Below are 18,270 nucleotides of genomic sequence, written 5' to 3' on the forward strand. Positions count from 1 at the left end.
AGCCCAAATGCTGATGAAAGCCGGGTTGACCAGCGCTGATGTGAAGACCGGTGGGATTGTGCTGCATAGCCTGCACAAACGGTACGGCCGCGCAACAGCCGTTGATAGTGTCAGCCTTACGATATCGCCCGGAGAGTTCGTCTCATTGCTGGGCCCGAGCGGATCGGGAAAGACGACAACTCTGATGATGATCGCTGGTTTCGAGTTGCCGGACAGCGGTCAGATCTTGTTGGATGACAAGGATATCACGCGACTGCCGCCCCACCGTCGCGAACTCGGCGTGATCTTCCAGAACTATGCCCTATTCCCGCATATGACGGTCGCCGAGAATGTCGCATATCCGCTTCGGATGCGACGTATGCCTAAAGCGGAGATCGAAACCCGCGTGCATCGCGTCCTTGACCAGGTGCACCTAACTGCCCTGGCCTCACGATACCCTCACCAAATGTCTGGCGGTCAACAGCAGAGAGTGGCGATTGCCAGAGCAATGGTTTTCGAACCACCTGTCCTGCTTCTCGACGAACCTCTCGGTGCGCTGGATAGAAAGTTGCGCCAGCATCTCAGGAACGAGATCAAGACCTTGCATAAGGAAGTCGGCAAGACGATGATCTATGTCACCCATGATCAGGATGAGGCTCTTGCCATGTCCGATCGGATAGCGGTGATGCATGAGGGGCGGATACGGCAGGTTTCCGCGCCGCAGGACATCTATCGCAGGCCCGCCGATTTGTTTGTTGCCAGTTTTGTGGGTGAGGTAAATCTCATTCCCGTCAAGCTCAGGTCCGGCGTCCTTCAGGGGCCTGGCGGTGAGGACTTGGCTGCCGCGCATCGGCCCGAGGCGGATATGGATGCCACGCTTTGTGTGCGACCCGAACATTTGCGCCTCGACAAAGCCGTCGGAAATCCACGTGGAGTTCAGGGGCGTATTGTCGACATGACATTTATTGGTGATGCGACCATCGTCGAATTTCGCACGGAGTATGGGTTGCAGTTGACGTCGAAGGTGCTCAACGTCTCAGCTGAAACACTGCCCGGGATCGGCGATGCGTGTGTCGCCTCTTGGGTGGCGAACGACGCAAGCGTTCTGAAGGAGTAGCTTGTCGACGTCGCGTTGCGAGGTCGACTAGAAATGCGTGGCGTCGCCCCCCGAGTACCCTGAACACTGCGTGACAAGCGACAACAAACGTGCGGCAGCCGGCTAAATTGTCGCGTTTCGGAGATCAATATGGCCGATAAAGTTCCAGCACTTACTGTGCTCCTCAACCATCCTGCTGCCGAAACATACGCAGGACTCATCGGGGAGCGTTTCCCGCAGGTTCGCGCAATCAGCGCGCCCGATCCGGAACGGCTGGAGCGTTACATAGGTGAGGCGGATGCACTGCTCGCGCCTCGCTTCCCTGTAGAGCTGTTCAATAAGGCGAAGAAATTGCGCTGGTTTCAATGCACTAACGCCGGTGTTGATTCCATCTTGCCCATTCGCGATCGAGCGGGTCACATCACCGTCACCAATGCACGCGGAATTCACGGTGACATCATCACGGACTTTGTGATGGCCGGCGTAACAATGCTGCACTGGGATTTCCGGAGGTTCTTACAAGAGCAGGCCGAACGAAAGTGGAACCCGCGTTATGTGGCGCCCCTAGCTGAGAAGACGCTCGGAGTAGTCGGACTGGGCTCCATCGGAGCGACCATCGCGCGCCGCGCCAAGAGCGCTGGAATGACAGTCGTAGGCTCGAAACGGGATATTTCCATAGCAGTCGAGGGTGTCGACCACCTGTTTGCCTCCGACAGGCTCGCAGAGTTGCTTCCGCTGTGCGACTTTGTGGTTCTGGCTGTGCCCGCGACCGCAGACACAATCGGGCTCATCGGCGCAGCGGAGTTCGCGCGCATGCGAGGTGATGCCTTTCTCGTTAACATCGCCCGAGGTAACGTCGTGGTGGAGGCAGACTTGATCAAGGCTCTTCAGACGCGAGAAATCGCCGGAGCGATGCTCGACGTCTTCGAGCACGAACCGCTGTCCCAGGACAGCCCGCTATGGGATATGCCAAACGTGATTGCGACGCCTCATGTGGCGGGAAGTCCAACGAACTATACAGAGCGGGTGTTCTCCATCTTTGGCGACAACATTGGCCACTTCCTGAAGAACGAGCCGATGAGGAACGCCGTGGACATGAGGCGCGGCTATTAAGGGACGCTGGATGAGGAGAAGCGGTGCAACCCGACTGTTGAGCCGCCCGATTTCAGTGCTTGTATGTGCGAAGCGTATGCTGATGCCGCCAGTCAGGCTCGTCCGCCAGCATTGAGCGCGCCGTCGGAGTGGCCCGAGCAGACAGTCAGGCCAGAATATCCCAGTGCTCTACTTTATCGGTGCAGTGGCACAGGCGGTCGACTTGCCGGCTGAATCATTGTTTTTGAGCGCTGCTTTTTCCGCAATTTGCATTGCCGACAGCTGTAATGTCGGCGCCGCTTACGAAGGTAACGGTCGTGACTATCAGCAGGACTCCCGCAGCGCCGCTTCTGCCAGAGTTGATCGGGAAATTCCGCAAGATCGTCGGTGGGAAGCACGCGATCACCGATGCGGCCGATATCGAGGCCTATGTCACCGAGGAGCGCAATCTGTTCCACGGCCGCTCGCCGCTGGTGCTGCGCCCGGGCTCGACCGCGGAAGTCGCCGCAATCTGCAAGCTCGCCTCCGAGCACAAAATCGCGCTGGTGCCGCAGGGCGGCAACACCGGGCTCGTCGGCGGCCAGACGCCGCACAATGGCGAAGTGGTGGTGTCGCTGCGGCGGCTCGACAAGATTCGTGAGGTCGACGTCGCCTCCAACACCATGACCTGCGAGGCCGGCGTGGTGCTTCAGATCGCACAGCAGAAGGCCGCCGATGTGGACCGGCTGTTTCCGCTGTCGCTGGGCGCGGAAGGGAGCTGCACCATCGGCGGCAATCTCTCGACCAATGCCGGCGGCACGGCCGCGCTCGCCTATGGCGTCGCGCGCGAGATGGCGCTGGGGCTCGAAGTGGTGCTGGCGGACGGGCGCGTGCTGGGCGTGCTGTCGAAGCTGAAGAAGGACAACACCGGCTACAATCTGCACAACCTCTTCATCGGCGCGGAAGGCACGCTCGGCATCATCACGGCGGCGACGCTGAAGCTGTTTCCGAAGCCGCGGTCGATCGAGACCGCCTTCGTCGGGCTGAAGTCGCCGGACGCCGCGCTGAAACTCCTGGCGATCGCGCAAAGCGAGGTCGCCAATGCGCTGACGAGTTTTGAGCTGCTCTCGGAGATGGCGGTCGATTTCTCGATCCGCCACGGCATCGACGTGCGCGATCCGCTCGCGCAAAAGCATGACTGGTACGTGCTGATGGAGTTGTCTTCGCCCGGCGATGACGCCCGCACGCTGCTGGAGACGATCCTGGGCCGCGCCATGGAGGACGAGATCGTCGACGACGCGGTGATCGCGGCCAACCTCACCCAGCGCGCCGGCTTCTGGAAGCTGCGCGACGAGATGTCGTCGGCGCAGAAGCCGGAGGGCGGCTCGATCAAGCACGACATCTCCGTGCCGGTGGCGACCGTGCCCGCCTTCATCGCCGAAGCCAATGAAGCCGCGGTGAAGCTGATCCCCGGCGCGCGACCGGTGCCGTTCGGCCATCTCGGCGACGGCAATCTGCACTACAATGTCAGCCAGCCGATCGGCGCCAACACCGCGGACTATCTGGCGCGCTGGCACGAGATGAACGCGGTCGTGTTCGCCATCGTGCCGCGCATGGGCGGCTCGATCTCGGCCGAGCACGGCATCGGCGTGCTCAAGCGCGACGAACTGCCCGAGGTGAAGGACAAGACCGCAATCGAGCTGATGCGACAGCTCAAGGCGATGCTCGATCCGCTTGGCATCATGAACCCGGGCAAAGTGCTGTGAACGCTCCTGTCTCGTCGAGCCGGCACTCGTTCGACCGCAGATACAGTCGTCGGTCTGGTCGTGGCGTTGTGGTCAGGAATCGAAGAATAGCTGCGGACAAAATCTCGAGTTGCCGCTGCCCATAACCAAACATGGCTGCATTCGCTGTTCTCAGCGGAAGTGTAATGATCGCCGCAGTACGGCAAGAGCCTGAGAGCCACGGCTTGGCAGAAATCCGCCCAAGAGGTGCGCCTTGAGGCTGGATTAGGGCGCCGGCATGCGATTTATCGCACAAATCAGTCTTTCGGCGTTCGCTACATTTAGCCATGAGTTCGCTACAGGCGCACGTCAACAGAGCTGTTTCTCAGCCGAATTCAGCGCGCGCCCCGACCGCTGCTCGAAGTTGAACGTCGTAATTGAAAACAATGCCTGTCAGGCGACAAGCGCAGATACGTCCACCGGAGCCTCACAATGCGAACCATCCCAGAGATAAAGGCCGCGGAAGGAGAGACGAGGGCATTGCGACGCTGGTTCCATGCTCATCCGGAGTTGGCTTTCGAGGAGACCGAAACGTCGGATCTCATTGCCAAGACATTGAAAGAATATGGCGTCGAGGTGCACCGTGGCCTCGGTCGCACGGGTGTGGTTGGCGTGCTGCGCCTCGGTGACGGGAAACGCTCGATTGGATTACGCGCGGACATGGATGCCCTGCCGATGCAGGAACTCAACGGGTTCGCGCATCGGTCGCAGTATCCCGGAAAGATGCATGCCTGCGGTCATGATGGGCACATGGCGATGTTGTTGGGCGCTGCTCGCCATTTGGCACATACTCGAGATTTCGATGGCACAATCGTATTCGTCTTCTCCCCAGCGGAGGAAAATGGGTCGGGCGCGAAGGTGATGGTGGATGAGGGTATCTTCAGACAGTTTCCGGTCGACGCAGTCTTCGGTTTGCATAATTGGCCAGGCCTGCCCGTAAATAACTTCGGCATTAGGCCTGGTCCGATTTTGGCGGGATGCACCAACTTCGACATTCGGATCATTGGCGTCGGCGCGCACGCTGCGTTTCCGCATCATGGAAAGGATCCCATCTTAACGGGTTCACAAGTCGTCACGGCGCTCCAGGGCATCATCACCCGCAACAAGAATCCAATGGATGCAGCAGTACTATCTGTCACTCAGTTCAATGGGGGCGAGGCGAGAAACATCGTCCCAGATACAGCCACACTTGCCGGCACCATAAGAGCGTTCGACGAGAAGACATTGGATCTAATCGAGTCCAGGATGCAGACGATCGTCCAAAATATTTCCGCGGCACATGAATGTAGGGCCGAGCTCATGATCAAACGCTATCTGCCCACGGTGAACACGCCGGCTGAAACACGCTTTGCGGGGGAAGTAATGAAATCGATTGTTGACGAGGCGAAAGTGGATGCGGACGTTGTACCGACAATGGGCTCGGAGGATTTCGCATATATGCTACAGGCGCGCCCTGGCGCCTTCGCATTTCTGGGGGCCGGGGATGGGGAGCACCGTGAGGAGGGCCACGGGCCGGGTCCCTGCGCTCTTCACAATACCAGTTACGATTTCAATGACGAGATACTCTCGTTGGGATCGACATACTGGGTAGAATTGTCGCGGCGTTGGTTAGCGCGAACAGCCTAGTTGTCAATGCGGAGGTTGTCGGACCGCGATTGATGCGACGGCGCAGAAAGAGAGAGACAGCGCCTTTGCACGAAAATAGCTCGCATGGACCCGAATTTCGCGCCAGATCGATCACATGAATCTGGCCACAGCGAAGCGTCCGTATGGTGAGACAGGTACTCGGAACGGGAGGCTCGTTGTCTTATGTCGATTTGGATCGACATCCGCCGCCTTGGAAGGGCAATACGCGGCAGAATTCGTTTCGCCCAAAATGCGCAATTTGATGCTGATGCTCTCTGCTGGTGGCTACTACCAATCGATCCACCGGGTGTAAGCATCTTGGAGGTATGTGAAATAGTAGAGTCTGAGCGAAAGAAAGTCCTGGCGAAAAAGCGCGTGCCCCCTAAAAAATGGCACGATCTGGATGCGTCCTAATCGCCCGAAGAGCGGTGGCCATCTCGGCTCATGATGAGGAGGGGTGGGCTGGTTCTCTCGCTTGCGCCGATAGCCTCATTAATTTGATCCGATCCACAAGCCAAGCGTTTCAACGGCCGCTCGATCGGGACGGCGGGCCCCTAATCGCAGGCAAGGTTCGCGCTCGACGCGTTTTCGCAGAATTTCGGCTGCAAGGCCGGACTCTGAGGTGGGAATTTGCGACCGAACCGGGTTAAGTTTGAGCCATGACAGCAGAACCTCCACACACATTGGGAATTCTCAAGCTCGAGCGCGGGGTGCCACCCGGCGCGACGCCACCGAGTCCGCCGTGTGGCTCGATGCTGAATCCCGCCAGCTTCGACTTTCCGGTCGTCTACGAAACCGTCGAGGGGGCTTGGGTCGAGAACGTCGTACGCGGGGATCCGGTGCTCGAGCCGGCTTTCATCGCCGCCGCGCGGCGTCTGGTGGAGCGGGGTGCAGTCGCGATCAGTTCAACTTGCGGTTTCTCTATCCGTCACCAGGCCGCAGTCGCGGCCTCGGTAAATGTTCCTGTCGGGATGTCTAGCCTGCTGTTGCTGCCAGCTTTACTTCGGCAGCTGCCGCCGCTGGCAAAGCTTGCTATTCTAACCTACGACTCCAAATTTTGCAGCGAAGACCTGCTTGGACTCGACGACCCTAACGAGCGGGCAAGAGTCGTGATTGGTGGCATTGAAGGCGGCAAGTTTTGGCACGACGAGCTAAAGCGTCCGGCGCCGCCAACCGACGTGGCTGCCATCGAGGCGGATGTGGCCAATTGCGTCGCGCGACTTCGCGTCGCACACCCGCAGATCGCAGTCATTCTTTTCGAATGTGCTGCATTCCCGATCGTTGCTCCGGCAATTCGTCGTATTGCGAGGCTGCCCGTCTACGATATCGTTGGTCTCTGCCGGCAGATGATGGCGTCCGTTCCTTGAGGCCGTAGCTGCCTTGAACAGTCTCTACGCTCGCCCCTGATGCCAATCCCAGACAGATCGCAGGTCAGAGTCTCTCGCGCTCTCCGTAGAAAACACGCCCCTTGGTATACCTGCAGTGTTTGCGGAAGCGCTAAGCTTTGCTTATTGCGAGATTGCCGGCCCTTTACACTTTTGCCTTGCAATCGAGGTGACCTCAAAGAAGCGCTGCGCGCAAAAAGAGTTGTCGCCGGTACGCGCTTAGAGAGAATCTCTCATGGAGAGCCCGGAAGGGTTGCATCGGGCCCAGCCGCCGGTTCGGCAGCTTGCCTATCGAAATTCAACGTCAAACCTAGCGAAATCGGCCGAAACATGCGGGACCGAGCTAAAACTGGTCGATTTCCTTCGCCGCAACACGCTAGAGTTTTCTGCTGAGAACTTACGGGCCCGAAGGCGCGGATAAGAGAGTAGACGGATGAGAGCGCGCACCAACAGCTTTTTATCGGATTCCGAGCGCGATGCAGTGATCGAATTACGGCATGCGATGCATCGTGAGCCTGAACTCTCGAACGCGGAATGGAAAACGCAGGAGCGGATTCGGTGCGTGCTCCAGCAATTTGGTCTCAACCACACCCAAACTTTCCATAAGACCGGCCTCTACATCGATATTGAAGGCACGGCCTCCGGCCCAAAGCGCTCGATCGCGGTACGCGGCGATATCGACGCGCTGCCGATCCAGGAGACGCGCGATGACCTCTCTTATCAATCACAGGTCAAAGGTGTTATGCATGCCTGCGGCCACGACATGCACGGCTCGATCGCGCTCGGGGCTGCACTCGCCTTCCATCGAATGCGCGACAACTTCGCAGGTAAAGTGCGCGTCTTCTTCCAGCCGGCCGAGGAGGCCGAGCCGCTGGGGGGACGCACTGTGCAGGATGAGAAACTGCTGGAAGGCTTCGACCACGCCGTCGGCTTTCACGTCGCTCCCGAGATTCCCGCTGGCAAGTTTGGCGCGCGCGAGGGTGCTGTAACCAAGTCGGCCGATCAGTTCAGACTTACCATTACGGGTAAGATGGCCCATGGCGCGGCGCCCCATAAGGGCGTCGACGCGATCGCAATCGCCGCTGCCTTCGTGAACGAGGTACAAAAAGTGGTCTCGCGCGAAATGCCACCCGATGACGGGGCGGTGGTCACAATCGGTACCATTCACGGCGGCGAGGCAACCAATATCATTTGCCCTTCCGTCGTTATGGAAGGGACGATCAGAACTCGCAGCCCAGAACGTAGGGGGCAGCTGTGCCAGCGCGTGCGGGAAGTGGCCGAAGGCGCCGCGGCGATGCACCGTGGCCAAGCGGAGTGCGTCATCCGCTCGGGTGAACCCCCTGTCGTCAACGATGCGGAGATGGTGAGGCGCTTCCGCCAACTCGTTCATGACACGGCCGGCCCTGATGGCTTCAATGCGAGCAAGGAGGTCACAGGTAGCGACGATTTCGGGTTCTATTCGGCGTGCGTACCTTCGATCTATTTTTGGTTCGGTAGCCGCTCGGCGGCCAACGGATCGCCCGTACATACGCCGACTTTCGGAGCCTCGGATGAGCTCATCATTCCGGCGACGGAACTTGCCGTCAAATACATTTTAGATTTGCTGCATACCTGAGATCGGTCGCACCGAATGCCGAAGCAAGACGTCTTCCGGTTGAAGTGCGCGCGATTACCCATGCCGCATGCGAGGGCACCCCATGCCTGATCTGCCGCTCGATGTTGCGAATCATTGGCACATGAGGAGTCGGTCCGTCCTCGTCTTCATAGTCCGCGCCGCTACCCACCACAAACAAAGTTGAGGCGCTTTGCGGCTTCAGCCATGTGAGGGCGCTCACCCTTGGAAGGACTTCTGAAGCTGCGTGCGGCCGCAGCTCGGCCCTGCGGGAAACGACACGACCTTACACCTTCCAACACGTTCGTTGTCACCATCCTCACGGCGAACGTACTGGCCTCCCTTTTGGGCGGCTAACGACCTGAGAATCCAATCGGCGTCACGCCAAAACCGCCTTGATGAGTGCCCATGAACAGATCAATCTATACCGGTCCCGTGTTCGAAATGGCCAAGCAGCAATTCGAGCATGTTGCCGATCACCTGCAAATACCGGAAATGGACAGAGATCGACTACTCTATCCGAAGCGCGCAATCGCCGTATCCTGCCCAATTCACAGGGACGATGGCCGTACAGAGGTCTTTCAGGGCTACCGGGTCCAACATCACCTGACGCTGGGGCCAACCAAGGGTTGGCACGCGATTCGCGCCCTCCGTAGATATCGGCGAGGTCGCCGCCCTAGCCGTTTGGATGAGTTGGAAATGCGCGTTAGCGGGCCTTCCCTATGGCGGAGCAAAAGGGGGGATTACCGTTGATCCTTATGCGTTGTCGCCGCGCGAACTGGAAGCTCTATCGCGACGGTATATGCAAGAGATGATCCCTTTCGTCGGTCCGCATACCGATGTCATGGCCCCGGATATGGGCACTAACGAGCAAGTCATGGCGTGGTTTATGGACACCTATTCGATGTATCAGGGGCAGACCGTCAACGAGATCGTCACCGGAAAGCCCGTATCGGCTGGAGGTACACTCGGTCGCCGCGAGGCAACAGGACGCGGTGTAGCCTATCTGGTCGGTCGCGTGCTTGAAATTCTCGGCATTCGCGCCGATGGGGCAACGGCCATTGTGCAAGGGTTTGGCAACGTTGGGGCGATAGCAGCCTATGCCCTGGCTGAAAGAGGTCTAAAGATCATCGGCGTTAGCGATCACACGGCCGCATACTTTGATCCCGCCGGTCTCGACCTTGCCGCCCTACACGGCCATACATCCGAGCACGGCCACCTTGCCGGCTTTTCCTCTCAGAGCCTCATTTCCCCCTCGGAGTTGCTCGTTCAGAAGTGCGATGTCCTCATACCGGCTGCAATCGAGCAGGTCATTACGGGCCGGAATGCCGGACAGCTCAAGTGCCGAGTTCTGGCCGAAGGAGCAAATGGTCCAACCACGCCTGAGGCCGATGCAATCCTGCACACACGAGGCGACGAGATTTTCGTTTTGCCAGATATCCTTTGCAATTCGGGGGGAGTCATCGTCAGCTATTTCGAATGGGTGCAGGACCTCCAGCGACTGTTCTGGGAGCAGGCGGAGGTATTCGATCGTCTGTACCGGATCCTCGAACGTTCGTTCCAGCAAACCATAACGCGCGCGAAACACGATCGGATCTCGAATCGAATGGCAGCAACGGCCATCGGAATTGACGTGGTGCAAGGAGCAAAGCGAACCAGAGGTCTCTTTCCCTGATCACGTTGTCCTTTCGAACGGACGAGCTTGATAGGTCATCGAAGAACTGCAGGGCAAAACGCGATCATGAGCCAGCAGATCGTGGTGCCGAAACGGATACCCTTATGAATACTGCCTTTTCCCGCCGGGGCGTGTGTCGCACCTCTCGGCACGAACTAGTGAGACCAATACAGTCGGGCCTCAAAGCGGAATTGGCGCTGAGTGCGTTGTCTTGGTAAACTCGTACCCGAGCATCACGGTCTGCCTACGCCGGCTTCGCCGGATCACTCTGCGGAAGTCGCGACCGTTTCGCTTCCGCTCACGGTGACGCTATGCTGGGCCGGACCCTTCTATTGTCACTACTCGACTGGCCGGGACCGGGATATTTGGCGTGATCTCTGAAACCCGCCGACGGTAGCCCTCAATTGCTGCTGTCCAAGAGCACGCAATTGGGCCGTTCCGCAGCAACCTGCGCCGCGTTGCAAGCCTTCGCGGGGGCGAGAACGACCAGGGCGCTCGATCTGAAACAGAGCGATGCTGGTACCTGGCAGATATCAAACGAACACTCCAACCTTCTTCGAAATCGAGCTTCGGATGAAGCGACGGTCGAAACGACCATCGCACGATGTGCGGAATGGGATCACGGCTCGGTTGCCGCCTACAATAACGTAAAGACGCTGTATCTGGCCGTTAGACGCAGGATTTCAGCCGCCACAAGCTCGTCATTGCTGAATACTCGTCCGGGAAGTCCGTAGTATTCCGTGACGAGCGGGAATTGCGTGCGGTTTAAGATTGGCGGGAGGGCGGAAGGTTGCACAGTCGCCGAAACGATGCCCAGAGAGTTGCCGCCGATCGTCTGACCAGGGTGTTTTCGGTCGAGCTGCCCAGGAAACTCGCGTCGCTTTGCCGGTCGTGGCGAGGAGACGTGCTGGTCGGCGAACGAGCGGGACCAGGTTCGGCGCGATCGTCGGACAGCCGTACGCGCCCCGGGAATTGCAACCTACTCGGGGTCGTCCGCGGCTCCCCGAACGTGTCGCTCCTTGGACCGGCGACCGGAACAGTCGATTTCGCTTGAGCTGAAACGGAAGAGGTTGGACATGATAAAGAGGCGAACATTCCTGAAAGTGGCAGCCACGGCCACAGCCGGGGCGCTAGCTGCGCCCTACGTCCACGCTGAGTCGAAGAAATTTTCCGGCATCACGTTGCGCGTAAACGGATATGGCGGGCTTTACGACGAAGCCCTCAAAAAGAGTGTGGCCGCGCCCCTTGAGGAGAGATACGGGCTCAAGGTTCAATTCATCGCCGGCACGACATCAGCCGACTTTGTCAAACTGATCGCCAATAGAGACAATCCGCCTTATGACCTGTTTATGGGTGATAGCCCGAACATGGTCGAACTCACCAAGGCGGGCATGATCGAGGAGATCAGGGCGTCGGAGGTCCCGAACGTCAAAAGGATTCTCCCGGACTTTCGCGAATTCGGCCATTACGGGGTGCCATTCAGCGTCGCTTCGGTTATCCCAGTCTACAATTCAAAGTACATCAAGCCGCCGATTGCCTCCTATTCGGATATTGCGCGACCTGATCTGGTGGGGCGCGCGGTTGTTATGGCTCCCGCCACATACGGCAGCCTTCTGACCCTTCTCGGCTTGGCCGACGAAAATGGCGGCTCGATCGAAAACGTAGAGCCTGCGTTCAAGGTAATGAGCGCCGCGAAGACAAATATTGTCGCACTCGCGCAGACAAATGTCGCCGAGATCCAGATGTTTCAAAACGAAGAGGTGTATGCTGGCATATTCTGGGATGGTCGCGCTCACGAACTAAGGACCAAGGGCCTTCCCATTGTCACTGTTGTCCCGCCTAAGGGAGTTTACTCGGTCACCACCTACATCAACGTCGTCAAGGGTATTAAATACCCTGAAGCCGCATACGCCTATGCCGAGCAGTTGTTGTCCGATGAGGGCGTCCTCGGTGTACCTCGGGCGCTCCGGTACGGAGTAACAACTGACGTTACTCTGCCAGAAGAGCTTCGCCAGGACCTGTTGTTCAACTCGCAGGCACGCATTGCTTTGAAAAAGAAAGTTGATTGGGAGAAGCTTATAGCGAACCGCAGTGCTTGGACCGAGGAGCTGAACAAGATCATCCGAAGCTAGCTGGCTGGAATCGCTGTGGTGTTTCCGGGGTTCGTCGATACCGCGGCGTCATGAATGAGTTGTTACCAATCCCGAAGGGTTTCATATGGAGGAGCCTCTTGCCAGTCGCCGGGTCCTAACCCCTGCGCTCCTGCTAGCCCCAATGATCCTGCTGCTCGTGCTATTCTTGATCGTGCCCACGTTCGGATTGCTGAGGGCCAGTTTTCTGTCTGAGAGTCACCTTCTCGATGGAAGCGGCTTTAGTCTGAAGCAATATATCCGGTTCTTTTCCGACTCCTATTACTCTTCGGTGCTATTCGAAACGTTTGTCGACGGGATTATCGTCAGCCTGATTTGCCTGGGAATTGGATTCCCCACCGGGTACTCGCTTGCGCGGCTTTCGCCTCTGGCAAGGCGGTGGCGCATCATTATCGTCATCATGCCGCTAACGCTTAGCCTTATGGTCATTGTATTTGGGTGGTTGATCATTCTTGGACGTAATGGAGTGATCAACGCACTCCTCTTAAGTTCCGGCATTGCTTCTTCGCCGAAGCAGCTTCTGTTTAGCCGGCCAGCGGTGATAACTGTCCTGGTGCAACAATTCCTTCCATTCATGATCTTGTCCGTCATGAGTGTGGTCACTCAAATAGATCCAGTGCTTGAGCACGCCGCCGCCAATCTACGCGCCAACCGATTCGCGACCTTCCGCAAAGTTGTCATTCCGCTCGCGCTTCCGGGCATATTTGCCGGCTTTAACCTCGTTTTCGTGCTCTCGATCTCGGCGTTCATTACGCCCCGGCTTATCGGCGGAAATCGCGTCGCGATGCTCGGTAGCCTCATCTATGAGCGCATCATGGCAGAACTGAATTGGCCCTCCGGCGCGGCAATGGCTTTCATCCTGCTCGTGAGCGGACTTGGTGTTACAGCGGCGCTGAATGCCCTAGCTGCGTCTCGTCTGGTTAGGAAAGGGGGGCGCTATGCGCGTTGATCTTATTGACCGCGCAATGGCGGCTTCCGGGGCGGCCGTCCGCGCAATCGTGTACGCGATGCTTGCGCTGCCAGCACTTCTGGTGATTGTTTGTTCATTTACCAGCGGTGACTCGTTGAATTTTCCGCCCGCCGGCTTCTCCATGCGCTGGTACCGAGAAGCGTGGCAGAACGAATTGTTTATGACTGCGCTCTGGACGAGTACGTACATTGCCGTTCTTGTTTCCACGATGGCACTAGCCATCGGCTTTGCTGCCGCATTTGCAGTTAATCGTTTCGCATTCCCTGGCAAAGGTTTCCTGCAAGCGCTCGCCTTCTCACCCTTGATTATTCCGGCAGTCGTTCTCGGGATCGGCCTGTTGCAACTCTTCGCCAAGTTGAACCTTACCCAAACGATATATCCCTTGCTGCTAGGTCATCTGGTACTTGCAATCCCTTACGTGATGCGCACCATCCTTGCGAGTCTAAGCTTGCACAATCGCGTACTCGAGGAGGCAGCGATGAATCTACGCGCCTCGCCTTTGAAGGTCATTCGGCGCATCACTCTGCCTCTCATCCTGCCTGGCCTTTTGTCGGCTGCGATCTTTGCCTTTGTTACATCATTCGGAAACGTCACGGTTTCCGCATTCTTGACTTACGGCGGCCACGTCACCTTACCAGTACAGATATTCACCTACGTCGACACCAGCTATGACCCGCTGGTTGCCGCGGTATCCAGCCTAATGATCGTGATAACACTAGTCATTATCCTGGTGATCGAGCGCTTGATCGGCGCCGACCGGGTCGTGTAGTCGGAGGAGAGATGCTCGCCTTGTCGGAAGGAAAAGAAGACGCCGTGTCCGAAAGCAACGACTTTGTCGTGGAATTGCGCTCTGTTTCTAAGCTCTACGGCGATGCGGCTGCGGTGGCAGACATTTCGCTCAAGGCTCGGCGAGGGGAACTTCTCTGCCTGCTTGGTCCATCGGGGTGCGGCAAAACGACGACTCTTCGCATGGTCGCGGGATTTGTGGAGCCATCTTCCGGCAGTATACACATTAACAACATCGATATGACGCATCAACCGCCTTATCGACGCGATACCGGCATGGTGTTCCAGAGTTATGCGCTTTTTCCGCATATGACAGTTGCTGAAAACGTCTCGTTTGGTCTGGAGAATCTGAGGTGGCCGCGTGAGAAGCGCGATAAGCGCGTTGACGAAATGCTCAAACTTGTCGAGTTAGCTCATTTAGCTCAACGCTTGCCAAGCCAGCTGTCGGGGGGCCAACAGCAACGCGTCGCACTAGCTCGCGCACTAGCAATCAAACCGGCGGTGCTCCTTCTTGACGAACCATTCTCGAATTTAGACGCGCAGCTACGAGTTCGAATGCGGGAAGAACTCCAGGAGGTGGTCAGGTCCGTCAACGTTACCACCTTGTTCGTAACACACGACCAAGAGGAGGCGTTGACAATGTCAGATCGGATTGTCGTCATGAATGCCGGGAAGGTTGAGCAGATTGGAACGCCCGGCGAAATCTACGAAACGCCCGCCACGCCATTCGTCGCAAAGTTCATCGGCTGGTGTTCGCTGCTGAAGGGGACGGTGGACGATGCTGGCGCTTTTACGTCGACTGCTGGCCTTCGCATCATGGGCAATTGGAGTGCTGGTCCTGCTACAGTGGTGATCCGGCCGGAACAACTTAAGTTGTCGGCCGATGGCGCTCCTGGCCAAAGGCAGCAGGCGCGCGTCCTCCATTCTCAGTATCTGGGAGGCGCAACACGCGTTGTGCTTGATGTCAATGGAGAGCAACTCATAATGCAGGAGCGCTTTCCCTTTGGACGTCATCCGCAGCACGGAGACGTGCTTGGCATTATTATTAGCGCGGACAACTTGCGCCTAATTGGGGAGGCATAAGAGGGCGGCTTGAAGGACTCGCCGCCATTCTGGAACAGGAGCCTGGGAAGGGCCCTTAAGCGGGCGCTCCTTCCGACCGCTCAGCAAGGTGTCTCAGAGTCTGATGAAATATGCTGGTGCTCATAAGAGCTCCACGAGCCAAAACGTCGATTGTGGTAAAGTGCACCTTGAGTGTGGCGTGTTCCTGTGAAGCTGCGTGAGCTTTCGGACCACGGGGTTAACCGATCCGCGGATGTGGTCTGGAGCCCAACGGCAATCGCGCGTCGATCTTGCTCGGCGCAATCAATGGGCTCGTCCGCCTCGATTTGGATGCCACTCGGCAGGCATCCTATCGCGACGCGGAGAGTCGGAGTGCAAGTGGGTGTGATCACGACTCTATTTGTCGTCCCTTGAAAGATAGTCGAACCTGAAAGGAGATGGCAGCGGAGGAAGTCGAATATCTCCTCAACGGAAACATGTTCATCGGTTGCGCCCATTCCGCGCGGGGGCATCTCAGTCGTGCCTCCTACGGACGAGGTGTTCCTCAAGGGCCTCGTTTCGTCTCATGCGTCGCTCTATCGTAAGCGGGGCTGCGAGGCCCATCAGATTGTTTGTGCGTAGACCTATGAGCGCCGTTAGAAGAGTCATCTTCTGCAAGGGTGCTCACAATGGACGACCATTCGGACGACATAAGACGACCGTTGTCACCGCGCATAGAAGTGTACGCCGGCGGCGGCCGGAAACAGTGGCCAGATGATTTGAAGGCGCAGATCGTCGCGGACAGTCTCGAACCGGGCGCGATCGTAACAGATGTCGCACGTCGCCATGGCTGCCGGCCCCAGCAGGTGCATGACTGGCGGCGCCGGGCGCGTTCAGGTCAACTGGTGCTGCCAGCTGCGGGGGGAGCACTGTCGTTTGTGCCGTTGGTGTCGGAATCGTCGCCATCGGTGGCTGCAGCTCCCTCCGGGTCGCCGGAAGCAGCCGTTGTGACGGTTGAGCTCCATGGGGCACGAGTTGAGGTGCGAGGGACGCCTTGCCTTGCTGTGTTGAGTGATGTGTTTGTTGCGTTGCGCCGGACACGTTCATGCTGACGGCTCCCGCTGGCCTCATGATTTATGTTGCGACCCGACCTGTAGACTTCAGGAAGGGCGCAGATGGCCTGGCGCTGTTGGCGAAGGAGACGCTGGGCCACGATCCGATGAAGGGCGTGGCGGTGGTCTTCCGTGCGAAGCGCGCTGATCGGGTGAAGATTGTTGTCTGGGATGGTAGTGGCCTCGTGCTGTATTGGAAGCGGCTTGAGGGCAGCGCCTTCAAGTGGCCGCCGGTCGTTGACGGCGTCATGCGAATGAACGCCGCGCAGTTGTCCGCGCTTCTGGCCGGCATGGATTGGACACGCATGCATGCGCCTCGAATCCCGCAGCCGAAAGCGCTTGCGTAGGACATAAAATCTTCGCTGCATCGGGGCGCGAAGCATGACAGACTCGGGCCAATGAGTGATTTGCCTGATGAGCTGCCGAGCGATCCAGCCGAGTTGCGTGCCTTTGCCGCGGCTCTGCTGGATCGCTGCGCCAGGCTCGAGCGGTTGCTCAAGCTTGCAAAAGACGCGCAGTTCGGTCGATCCTCGGAAAAGCTTGACGCTGATCAGCTCCAGCTTGTTCTGGAGGATATCGATCAGGCTGTCGCGGCTCTCGAGGCAGCCGAGGACCGCGCCAATCCCAAAGCACGCGAGAAGAGAGCTGCCGAGCGCAGGGCCAATCGTGGCAAGCTGCCGGAGCATTTGCCGCGCATCATCGAGACCCTGATGCCCACTGCAACCTGCTGCCCGTTCTGCGCAGGCGACCTTTTTGAGATCGGTCACGATGAGAGCCAGAGGCTGGACGTCGTACCGGCGCAGTATCGCGTCATCGTCACCCGCCGCCCCAAACTGGCCTGCCGCGCCTGTCACAGCGTCGTCCTCCAGCATGCTGCTCCCGAGCGATTGATCAGGGGAGGACTGCCGACCGAGCGGCTCGTCGCGCATGTGATCGATGCCAAGTATCATTGGCATTTGCCGCTTTACCGCCAGGCGCAGATGCTGGCGACGCACGGAATAGCGCTGGATCGTTCCACGCTCGCCTTCTGGGTTGGCTATGGCGCCCAGGAATTGAAGCCCTTGTGGCATCGTCTGCGTCAGCTTGTGCTCGCCTCTTCGAAGCTCTGTGTCGACGAGACCCCCGCACCGGTATTGGATCCGGGGCGCGGCAGGACCAAAACCGGCTACTTCTGGGCGCTGTCACGCGATGACAGGCCCTGGGCCGGACCTGACCCACCTGGCGTGGTTTACGCCTATGCACCGGGCCGTGGGGCCGTTCATGGCTTGCAGCTACTTGAGGGCTTTCGCGGCATCATCCACTGCGACGGTTATCAGGCTTACAAGACTATGACCCGAGAGACGCGTGCGGACGCCTTGTCCGGCACGCTCGCCTTCTGCTGGTCGCATCTGAGGCGCCAGTTTGTGAAGATCGAGCGCGAGGCCGCTCCGGCGCCAGCTCCGGTTGCCCGCGAGGCTCTTGAGCGCATCGCGCAACTTTACGCGGTCGAAAAAGCGCTCCGCGGCCGATCAGATGTCGAGCGCCGTGCTGGCAGGCAGGCGCATTCCCGACCTCTGGCTACAGCCTTGAAGCAGTGGTTTGAGGCCAAGCTTGATCACCTTGCACAGAAGAGCGACACGGCGAAGGCCTTGCGTTACGCGCTGCGTCATTGGGACGGCTTGACGCTCTATCTTGATGACGGGCGCATCGAGATGGACACGAATGCTGTCGAGCGTGCGATGCGGCCGATCAAGCTTACTGCCAAGAACTCCCTTTTTGCCGGTTGCGACGAGGGCGCCGAGAATTGGGCAGTTCTAGCTTCACTAATCGAGACCTGTAAGCTCAATGGCGTCAGTGCCGAGCACTGGCTCGCTGATGTTCTCGCGAAGCTTGTCAATGGTTGGCCTGTGGCGCGACTGGACGAACTGCTCCCTTGGGCGTCGATCTACACGATGCATGCACACGATCCGAGGCTGGCGGCATGAGCCTGAACACGACCGCGGT

General features: G+C 58.4%; 13 protein-coding genes and 1 pseudogene. All 14 read left to right on the forward strand.

What is annotated here, in order from left to right; all coding sequences use genetic code 11:
* Nucleotides 1-7: 7 nt before the first annotated feature.
* The 14 genes and pseudogenes from ABIC03_RS27365 (at nucleotide 8) to tnpC (ending at nucleotide 18,251) form a co-directional block, all read left to right on the forward strand.
* Nucleotides 8-1,096, forward strand: coding sequence for an ABC transporter ATP-binding protein (locus tag ABIC03_RS27365; protein ID WP_354062605.1), 1,089 nt, complete (start codon nucleotides 8-10; stop codon nucleotides 1,094-1,096).
* A gap of 129 nt (nucleotides 1,097-1,225) precedes the next feature.
* Nucleotides 1,226-2,188: a D-2-hydroxyacid dehydrogenase gene (locus tag ABIC03_RS27370; RefSeq protein ID WP_354062607.1), complete on the forward strand. Its 963-nt coding sequence runs from the start codon at nucleotides 1,226-1,228 to the stop codon at nucleotides 2,186-2,188.
* 266 nt (nucleotides 2,189-2,454) lie between these two features.
* Nucleotides 2,455-3,912 (forward strand): FAD-binding oxidoreductase, encoded by a 1,458-nt coding sequence (locus ABIC03_RS27375; RefSeq protein WP_354062609.1) that lies wholly within the window; start codon nucleotides 2,455-2,457, stop codon nucleotides 3,910-3,912.
* A 450-nt stretch (nucleotides 3,913-4,362) separates the two neighbouring features.
* Entirely contained in the window at nucleotides 4,363-5,556 is a 1,194-nt protein-coding gene (locus ABIC03_RS27380) for a M20 aminoacylase family protein (protein WP_354062611.1), read from the forward strand.
* Between the two features lie 752 nt (nucleotides 5,557-6,308).
* Nucleotides 6,309-6,923 carry an aspartate/glutamate racemase family protein gene (locus ABIC03_RS27385; RefSeq protein WP_354062613.1) on the forward strand — a complete coding sequence of 205 codons (615 nt, stop codon included), beginning with the start codon at nucleotides 6,309-6,311 and terminating at the stop codon, nucleotides 6,921-6,923.
* A 451-nt stretch (nucleotides 6,924-7,374) separates the two neighbouring features.
* The gene (locus ABIC03_RS27390; protein ID WP_354062615.1) at nucleotides 7,375-8,556 is read left to right on the forward strand and encodes a M20 metallopeptidase family protein; all 1,182 of its coding nucleotides are present in this window, start codon (nucleotides 7,375-7,377) and stop codon (nucleotides 8,554-8,556) included.
* Between the two features lie 405 nt (nucleotides 8,557-8,961).
* Nucleotides 8,962-10,228: pseudogene (locus tag ABIC03_RS27395) on the forward strand (Glu/Leu/Phe/Val family dehydrogenase).
* 1,076 nt (nucleotides 10,229-11,304) lie between these two features.
* Nucleotides 11,305-12,360, forward strand: a complete 1,056-nt coding sequence (locus tag ABIC03_RS27400; protein ID WP_354062617.1) for an extracellular solute-binding protein — start codon at nucleotides 11,305-11,307, stop codon at nucleotides 12,358-12,360.
* A 142-nt stretch (nucleotides 12,361-12,502) separates the two neighbouring features.
* Entirely contained in the window at nucleotides 12,503-13,327 is an 825-nt protein-coding gene (locus ABIC03_RS27405; protein WP_354062619.1) for an ABC transporter permease, read from the forward strand.
* Nucleotides 13,317-14,117 carry an ABC transporter permease gene (locus ABIC03_RS27410; RefSeq protein WP_354062621.1) on the forward strand — a complete coding sequence of 267 codons (801 nt, stop codon included), beginning with the start codon at nucleotides 13,317-13,319 and terminating at the stop codon, nucleotides 14,115-14,117. The genes ABIC03_RS27405 and ABIC03_RS27410 overlap by 11 nt, the downstream gene beginning before the upstream one ends.
* 11 nt (nucleotides 14,118-14,128) lie before the next feature.
* Nucleotides 14,129-15,217, forward strand: coding sequence for an ABC transporter ATP-binding protein (locus ABIC03_RS27415; RefSeq protein WP_354062623.1), 1,089 nt, complete (start codon nucleotides 14,129-14,131; stop codon nucleotides 15,215-15,217).
* A 647-nt stretch (nucleotides 15,218-15,864) separates the two neighbouring features.
* On the forward strand, nucleotides 15,865-16,287 hold the full coding sequence (tnpA, locus tag ABIC03_RS27420) for an IS66-like element accessory protein TnpA (protein ID WP_354062625.1): 423 nt from the start codon (nucleotides 15,865-15,867) through the stop codon (nucleotides 16,285-16,287).
* Nucleotides 16,281-16,634 (forward strand): IS66 family insertion sequence element accessory protein TnpB, encoded by a 354-nt coding sequence (gene tnpB, locus ABIC03_RS27425; protein WP_091898177.1) that lies wholly within the window; start codon nucleotides 16,281-16,283, stop codon nucleotides 16,632-16,634. The genes tnpA and tnpB overlap by 7 nt, the downstream gene beginning before the upstream one ends.
* Nucleotides 16,635-16,685: 51 nt before the next feature.
* Nucleotides 16,686-18,251 carry an IS66 family transposase gene (gene tnpC / locus ABIC03_RS27430; protein WP_354062627.1) on the forward strand — a complete coding sequence of 522 codons (1,566 nt, stop codon included), beginning with the start codon at nucleotides 16,686-16,688 and terminating at the stop codon, nucleotides 18,249-18,251.
* Nucleotides 18,252-18,270 lie beyond the last annotated feature (19 nt).

The sequence above is a fragment of the Bradyrhizobium sp. RT6a genome, assembly GCF_040547675.1.
Taxonomy (GTDB): Bacteria; Pseudomonadota; Alphaproteobacteria; order Rhizobiales; family Xanthobacteraceae; genus Bradyrhizobium.